The organism is Thermostichus sp. MS-CIW-40 (assembly GCF_054058315.1).
Window position 1 is genome coordinate 26,743 of record NZ_JBSSAC010000030.1, and the last position, 7,219, is coordinate 33,961.

Sequence of the window (7,219 nt, forward strand, 5' to 3'; positions counted from 1 at the left end):
AGGGTTAGAACTCGATGCCGATTTGCGCCTTGATCCCCTGGTCACGGAAGGGATGCTTGACCAAAGTCATCTCCGTCACCAGATCGGCTCGGTCGATCAACGCTGCCGGCGCGCCCCGCCCCGTCAAGATCAGGTGAACCCGCTCCGGTTTCTCCGCTAGCCCGGCCAACACCCTGTCCGGCGAGAGATATCCCAACTTGAGGGCGACATTGATCTCATCCAGAAGCACCAACTGAAACTCCCCGCTGGTGAACAGCTCCCGCCCCTTTTCCCAGGCCGCCTGTGCATGGGCGATGTCCCGCTCCCGATCCTGGGTTTCCCAGGTAAAGCCCTCTCCCATGGCGTAAAAAGCTATTTTCCCCAGGCCCAGCTCTGGATGCTCGGCCAATTTCCGCAATAGCTTGGCTTCTCCTGGATCCCAGGCCCCCTTGATAAATTGCACCACCCCCACCGACAATCCCTGGCCGAGGGCGCGGAAGATCATGCCAAAGGCAGCCGTGGTCTTTCCCTTGCCCTGCCCGGTGTGTACGATGATCAAGCCCTTGTCATCTCGCATGCCCGACAGACGCTGCCGCTGGATCTGCTGGCGTTTTTGCATTCTTTGGCGGTGCCGCCAGTTTGGGTCAGCCTCTGTGCCCGGTGAAGACTCCGCACCGCTATCGCAAGCGTCCTCAAGTTCTGTTGTCGAGAGGGGTTGGGATCCGGAAGCCGGTGCAGGCAAGCCAGACAGGGCGGGTTGGGCCATAATCAAAAGGAATCGAGATTCGCCACACAGGCTGAGGGGAACTGCACCACTGGCGCGACCGTCGGGGCAAACCCAAGTTCCCCACAGCAGACCACCCCCATCCTAATCCCTCATCTGGTTGCATTGGCTGGGATCATGAGAGAACCGGCTGCTGCTTTCCGAGATAGCCTGCTAATGTACTGCTTCACCTGGGCAGTGCTGGCAATAGGGTGTTTTCAAGTCTTGCCCCGCATCCAAGTCGTATCTGCCGCCGAGTTGCAACCGTGGCTAGCGCCCAGCTACTTTGCAGGTCTGGGGGGATCCCTATTGGCAGCCTTGGGATCCCTGTTGGCCATCTCAGCCGAAACGACGCCAAATCCTGCCGACAAAAAGCATCTGCACCGCTTGGCTTGGGGATTGGGGACAGTTGGCTTTCTCGGCGTTCTCTCCCCCCTGGGCTTGGCCGGCGCATTCTTTCTCAAAGCCGCTCAGGGGACAGACTGGTGGCAGGGTCTGTTTGGCTGAAGCCGCCCACAGCTTATTTTTTTGACAAATGGGCGGAGGTTGGGGGTACTATAGGGACAAGTTCCGTTCTTTATCCAGAGCAGACTGAGGGACCAGGCCCAATGAAGCTGCGGCAACCCGGCGGAAGCCTCCGCTACGGTGCCAATTCCTGCGGTTAGTCAGTAACCGAAAGATAAAGGCAATAAAGTTTTCTCTAGAGGATAGCCCTCTTTGGCGGGGGACTTTTCTGGCAACTTTATCCTTTAGCAGCTCCCATAGCTCTGGTCGCGGCAGCGGGGCAAGGCCTTCGCGGCGGTGCTGGTGCGTCAGCGGTGCAGAACGCTTGCTGGTTGCTGGGCCTTTCCTCTGGCTGAGTTGGGGCTGGTGCGGAGCACCTGGGGATCCCTGGTTGGCTCTTTCTCCGACGGATAATGAACGAGCGGGTGAGCCTTGTTTTTTGTTCAGGTTCTCAGTTCTAGCTTTTAAGGAGAAGGTTCGTTGTCCAAGTCGTTTTTGTTTTCCTCGGAGTCGGTGACGGAGGGGCACCCCGACAAAATCTGCGATCAGATCTCCGATGCCATCGTGGATGCCCTCTTGACGGCGGATCCCCTCAGTCGGGTGGCCGCCGAGGTGGTGGTCAATACGGGCCTGGTTTTGTTGACCGGGGAGATCACCTCGCAAGCGCAGGTCAACTTCACCCGTCTGGTGCGGGACAAGGTGGCCGAAATTGGCTATACCGATGCCAAGAATGGGTTTTGTGCAGAAAGCTGCGCGGTGTTGGTGGCTTTCGATGAGCAATCTCCCGATATTGCCCAAGGGGTGAATGTGGCCCTGGAAAGTCGCGGCTCCCAGGAAGATCAATTCGACTTGGTCGGGGCCGGGGATCAGGGGTTGATGTTTGGCTTTGCCTGCGATGAAACTCCCGAGTTGATGCCCTTGCCCATTAGCTTGGCCCACCGCCTCAGCCGCCAGTTGGCCACGGTTCGCAAAAACGGCACCCTGCCCTATCTGCGCCCGGATGGCAAAACGCAGGTGACTGTGGCCTATGAGGAAGGTCGCCCGGTGGGCATTCACACCCTGCTCATCTCCACCCAGCACACACCCACGATTGGCGCCATTACGGAAGAGGCGGCGGTGCAAGAGCGGATCCGCGCCGATCTCTGGGAGGCAGTGGTCACGCCGGTGTTTGCCGAGCTGCCCATCAAGCCGGATAGCCACACCCGCTTCCTCACCAATCCCACCGGCAAGTTTGTCATCGGCGGCCCTCAGGGAGATGCGGGCCTGACCGGACGCAAGATCATCGTCGATACCTACGGCGGCTATTCTCGCCATGGGGGCGGGGCCTTCTCCGGCAAGGATCCCACCAAGGTGGATCGCAGCGCTGCCTATGCGGCTCGTTACGTGGCCAAGAACATCGTGGCAGCTGGCTTGGCGCAAAAATGTGAAGTGCAGGTGAGCTACGCCATTGGGGTAGCCCGCCCCATCAACATTTTGGTGGAAACCTTTGGCACAGGGCGCATCCCCGACGAAGAGCTGTTGCGGCTGGTGCAGCGCCACTTCGATCTGAGGCCGGCAGCCATTTTGGCCCAGTTCCAACTGCGGGAGCTGCCCCGCCAACGGGGGGGACGCTTCTACCAAAATGTAGCGGTCTATGGTCACTTCGGGCAAACTCACCTGGATCTGCCCTGGGAGCGCACCGATAAAGCCGCTCTGCTGCGGGAGGAGGCTCTTGCCAAGGCGACTGCCCTCTTGGCCTAAGAGGGGATCACTAAGACGGCCTGCTGCCTCAATGCTTGCCCTGGTGCAGTTGCTTAACCAGGTGGGGTAGCTCCGGCAGGATCAGGCTGCGCATAGCCAGTTGCACGGCTGCCGGGGAGCCGGGCATGGAAAAGATCAAGCACTTTCCGTGGATCCCGGCGATGGCCCGAGAGGCGATGGCCCGACTGCCAATCTGGGCATAGCTGAGCTGGCGGAAGATCTCCCCGAAGCCGGGCAAGGTCTTTTCCAGGAGAGCCTCGATGGCGTCGTAAGTGGTGTCGCGGGGGGCGATGCCTGTGCCACCATTCAACAAGATCACCGGCAGGGATCCGGCCCAATCCTGAACCTGCTCTCGAATGAGCTGCGGTTCATCTCGGAGAATGCAATATCTCTCCACCCGGTGGCCGGACTCCTGGAGGGCTGTGCAGATAAACTGGCCGCTGTGATCGGTTTCAGGGGTGCGCGTGTCGCTGACGGTGATCACCCCACAGGGCAAGGCGGCAAAAATGTGCTCCGCACCGCTGTCGCAATCGAGGGGAAAGTTCATGGCCAGGATCCCTGAGGAAAGAGAGTGGCAAGCCCATCAAGACTGTCCCTGAGGGGGCTCGGCAGGAGTTGGAGGGTCAACGACCGTCTGCTGGAGCTCTAGGATCCCTGAGGACTCTGCCCCACCAGCACGGGCGAGTTGGGGAGGAGGGGACTGGGCAAGCAGGCGGCGCAGCTTGGGGGGAAGCTCCTGCAACTGCTCCAACAACAAGTTTAGAGATATGGCCGGTTCTCGGGAAAACAGGGATCCTGCGAGGGGTACCGGCGGCAACGGAGAACAGGCAAGGGCAGCCGAAGCCAAAGAGCGGATCAGCTCCTGCTGCTCCTGCCAAAGGAACTGGCCGATTTCTGGGGGAAAGGTAAGATGAGGAGAGCCGCGACGCTGCCAAAGGCGGAGAAGCTGCTCCACAGAGGTGGCCTTGTACCGCCCCTGGTAGAGGGCTTCCAGCAAAGCCACCGGGATCCAACGGGCCGGGAACGACTGATCCCAGCGCTCCACCCAAACCTGGCCGGGTTGACCTTCCAGTTCAAACCCATAGTGCTCCAGAAAGGTGGCAGGATCCATCAGCCCATGGCAGCCCAAGGAAACTCAACCCAAGCTAGTCCAGATCCGCCGAGACAAAGGGGAGATAAAGCCTTTCTCCCTGGATCTCGCAAGACAGCTCTCGTCCAAGAATACCCCTATTTGCCTTTCATGAAGGCTCTGTGAAGAGGCTATAAAGCTGCAAAGCTGCGGTACGCTTAAAGACTCAGTGGCTGACGGGCCCCAGCTCAAGCGCTGCCTCCAGAGCGCGCTCGCTATCAGGAAACTGCGTCAGCAGCCGTCCTAGGAAGGCGACATCTCCCGTCAGGCCGTACAGGCATGCCTCTAACCCCCAAAACCCTGAACTTTGCTGAATTTACTGAGCTTTAGGCGGTTTGGCAAAAGTCATTGAGAGGGATATAGTAGACCAAGTTTCCCCCTGATCCTTGAGTCCACCGCAACGGTTGCCGGGAAGTGAAGGGGGAAAGCGCTCGGGGGGTATTCCTCAGGGCTTTGCGGGATACCGCCTTCCTGCTCAGAGATAGGCAGGATGCGATCGCTTCTTTCCTGAACCATGTTCAGGAGAGTTCAGCGTGAATGTATCAGCCATGAGCACATCCCCAGCATAGCGGCTCTGGGGGAAGCGGTTCAGCAGCTCATTGCCAGCGTAGATCGCCTGGCGGGCATAGCCATCCTGCAGGGCTTTGGCTTCCAGAAAGTAGCTGTAGCTGAGGCTGCCAGGATCCACGTAGTCCGGCAGTGACGTGTCGAACAAGCTGGTATCTTCTGTCACTCCTGGGGGGAAGCCCGGCAGCGGATAGATGGCTGCCGTTTCCTCGGGAGGGTAGGTGGTGTACTGGCGGTAGAGGATCAGCACCTGCCGGTACAGGCTTTCTTCCTGAAGATGGGCAGGGGCGGTGGGATCCGCCAGCACAGAGCCGAGTAACTCTGCTGCTACAGCATGGTGATTGGCCCGCTGATAGTCCGATAGAGAACTGGAGGAAGCTGGTTGCGGCGGCGCGCTTCCATCAGCATCCCCACTCAGGCCACCGGCACGGGTTTGGTTAAACAGCCACAGGTACCCATTGCGCCAACCGTCGGCAGCGGACCAGGGGGCGGCCAGTTGATAGCGTTGTTGGGGAGTGGATTGGGCTTGCCAACGGCTCAATTGGCGCCAGCGTTCTCGTTGGGCCTGGATTTTCGGTTGCAGAGGGGTGCGGCTGGCGGGCACGGGATCCCAGTCGTCCAGCCAGTAGCCGCCATCCAGCAAGGGGTAGCGATCCAACACAGCATCCAAAGCCAGATTTTCCGTCAGCTGCAGGGCTAGGTCGTAGCGGTGTTCGCGGGCGAAGCGAACCGCCAGAGCATAGCGGACGGCGGCGGCCAGAGGATGCTCGCCGTGGCGGTCGAGAAAAGCTTGCAACTCGCTGGGGGTTGCACCGCTGTCTAAGAGCAAAAGCAGGCGGCGGCGCAAGACGTAGCGCATGTCTCCATCGCCGAAGGGATCCGCCAGCCAATTGGCCAAAAGGACCAGTGCTTCTTCCCTTTTGCCCTGCCACTCCAAGGTGCGTGTCAGCCAGAAGAGGGCATCGTCGGCACCGGGATGATTCGGGTAGACGGTCAGCCAAGTCCGCCAAAGGGTCTCTTCCTCTGCCGGGGGGAAAGGCCGCGGGATCGGTTCGCCGGTCTCGGGGTTGTAGAGGGAATGGCCAAAATAGCTGCCCCCCCGAATGCGGGCGTATTCCCGGCAAGCTTGCGTAAAGCGGGAATTGGGAAAAGCTTCTGCCAACTGCAGCAAAACCAGGTGGTCGTCGATGCCGTGAAGAGAGGCAAAGTCCTCGTTGAGAGCCTTCTGCAGCAGCGGCTCCCCGCTGGGATCCCCTTTTAAGTAGAGAAGAGCCGCCGCCAAAAACCGCTGCGGGTCAGCATCATCGCCCACCACGCTGCGCAGCAACACCTGAGCGGCAGGGGGGAGAGTTTCTGGATCCGCTATCTGCAGCAGAAAAAAGTGTCGGGATGGGGGCGGTAAATCTTCGTACAAAGGGCGCACCGTTTGCACCGTCGGCTGTTCTAGGATCAACACTTGGCCGGCACGCCCATAAACATCAGTGTATGGAGAAACATTCCCCGCAACCCGCTGCCGCACCGCCTGCACCTGCGACAGCGCCCAAGAGGGGATCCTTTCCTCCTCGTAGGGCAAGGCGTTCAAGAGTTTCTTTGCCCGCTGCGGAGAGCTGCTTTCCAAGGCGGGGAGCAGCGCTCTGTAGACCTGATCTCGCAAGGGAAATTCTTCTTGGGTCAGCAAGCTGTTGAGCCAGTTGAGATTAAAACTCCACTCGGGGCTATCGGCTTGGATCCCGGCCAAGGCCAGCTCGGTGAGGCGCTGCACCGACTCTGGCCGATCCAGCCCAAACAGCTCGTATTGAGGCGCAATCTCCTGCCCGCTTGAGTAGTCATAGCCCCCGAACAAAGCTGCTGGGGCGAAAAACTGAGCCGAATTTTGCCGCAGCCGATCCTCCAACCACCAACGGCTGTAGGGCAGGCCATGGCTTTGCAAGGTGTAGAAGGCGTAGCTGCGGCGGCTCGGGTCGGCGGATCCCCCCCAGCGGGCCAACACCGGATAGGTAAGAGGAAACCAGCGATCACTTTGGCCGGGATCGAACGCTGGCGAGCCTCCATAGCCAAACTCAGAAAAGACGGTGTACCGATAGAAGATCAGATCCCGGTGCATCTGCAGCCGTAGCCGCTGCAGTAAGGCATAGCCCCCCGCTCCTAACCCCGCCAAGAAGCCGGCAGTGAGGGCCACCATTGCTACGGGACGAAGGGGAAAGCGGCGGGACGAGGGCGCAGCAGGAGGGGTAGCTGGATTCATAAAACCCAATCCAAATCAAAGCAGGCGCCCCCACTCTACTCGATACTCGACTGTGTTGGAAGACAGAGGGAATGCCCACAGCCGTTTCCAGCCGGCTTGAGACGCCGGCCCTCTGCGCCACCCAAGGTCATCAGTCTTACCCCTGCCTGAGAGGGATCCCGGCCAGCCATTTCTTGGAAAGGCTCTGCTGTATTGCTTTACAGCCTTTTAATTTAAAATAGGGTACAGGTATTCAAGAGGAAGGAGAGAAAGGAATGCCGACTCATTCTTTGGATTTGCGGCAAAGAGTTGT

Annotated in this window: 6 protein-coding genes and 1 riboswitch; of the genes, 2 read left to right on the forward strand and 4 right to left on the reverse strand. The window is 59.5% G+C overall.

From position 1 onward, the window contains the following. Positions 1–4: 4 nt before the first annotated feature. Positions 5–745: a cob(I)yrinic acid a,c-diamide adenosyltransferase gene (cobO, locus tag ACVWXF_RS09975; protein WP_414423939.1), complete on the reverse strand. Its 741-nt coding sequence runs from the start codon at positions 743–745 to the stop codon at positions 5–7. Positions 746–880: 135 nt separating this feature from the next. Here cobO and ACVWXF_RS09980 point away from each other — a divergent pair, with 135 nt between their 5' ends. Further along, a complete protein-coding gene (locus tag ACVWXF_RS09980) occupies positions 881–1,249 on the forward strand; it encodes a hypothetical protein (protein WP_457474298.1) in 369 nt (122 codons plus the stop codon). 67 nt (positions 1,250–1,316) lie between these two features. Then, positions 1,317–1,428, forward strand: a riboswitch (SAM riboswitch). A gap of 298 nt (positions 1,429–1,726) precedes the next feature. Further along, positions 1,727–2,986 carry a methionine adenosyltransferase gene (gene metK, locus ACVWXF_RS09985; protein WP_414349600.1) on the forward strand — a complete coding sequence of 420 codons (1,260 nt, stop codon included), beginning with the start codon at positions 1,727–1,729 and terminating at the stop codon, positions 2,984–2,986. Positions 2,987–3,014: 28 nt separating this feature from the next. Here the strand turns inward: metK and ACVWXF_RS09990 are convergent, their stop codons facing one another. From ACVWXF_RS09990 to ACVWXF_RS10000, 3 genes are all read right to left on the reverse strand, one after another. Next, the gene (locus ACVWXF_RS09990) at positions 3,015–3,533 is read right to left on the reverse strand and encodes a MogA/MoaB family molybdenum cofactor biosynthesis protein (protein ID WP_414391002.1); all 519 of its coding nucleotides are present in this window, start codon (positions 3,531–3,533) and stop codon (positions 3,015–3,017) included. A gap of 36 nt (positions 3,534–3,569) precedes the next feature. Further along, entirely contained in the window at positions 3,570–4,097 is a 528-nt protein-coding gene (locus tag ACVWXF_RS09995; RefSeq protein ID WP_457474299.1) for a hypothetical protein, read from the reverse strand. Positions 4,098–4,590: 493 nt separating this feature from the next. Continuing rightward, on the reverse strand, positions 4,591–6,927 hold the full coding sequence (locus tag ACVWXF_RS10000) for a tetratricopeptide repeat protein (protein ID WP_457474300.1): 2,337 nt from the start codon (positions 6,925–6,927) through the stop codon (positions 4,591–4,593). Positions 6,928–7,219: the final 292 nt, after the last annotated feature.

Coding starts and splice junctions, on each gene's coding strand:
- cobO (WP_414423939.1), bottom strand. CDS start 745: ATGGCCCAACCCGCCCTGTCTGGCTTGCCTGCACCGGCTTCCGGATCC.
- ACVWXF_RS09980 (WP_457474298.1), top strand. CDS start 881: ATGAGAGAACCGGCTGCTGCTTTCCGAGATAGCCTGCTAATGTACTGC.
- ACVWXF_RS09990 (WP_414391002.1), bottom strand. CDS start 3,533: ATGAACTTTCCCCTCGATTGCGACAGCGGTGCGGAGCACATTTTTGCC.
- ACVWXF_RS09995 (WP_457474299.1), bottom strand. CDS start 4,097: ATGGATCCTGCCACCTTTCTGGAGCACTATGGGTTTGAACTGGAAGGT.
- ACVWXF_RS10000 (WP_457474300.1), bottom strand. CDS start 6,927: ATGAATCCAGCTACCCCTCCTGCTGCGCCCTCGTCCCGCCGCTTTCCC.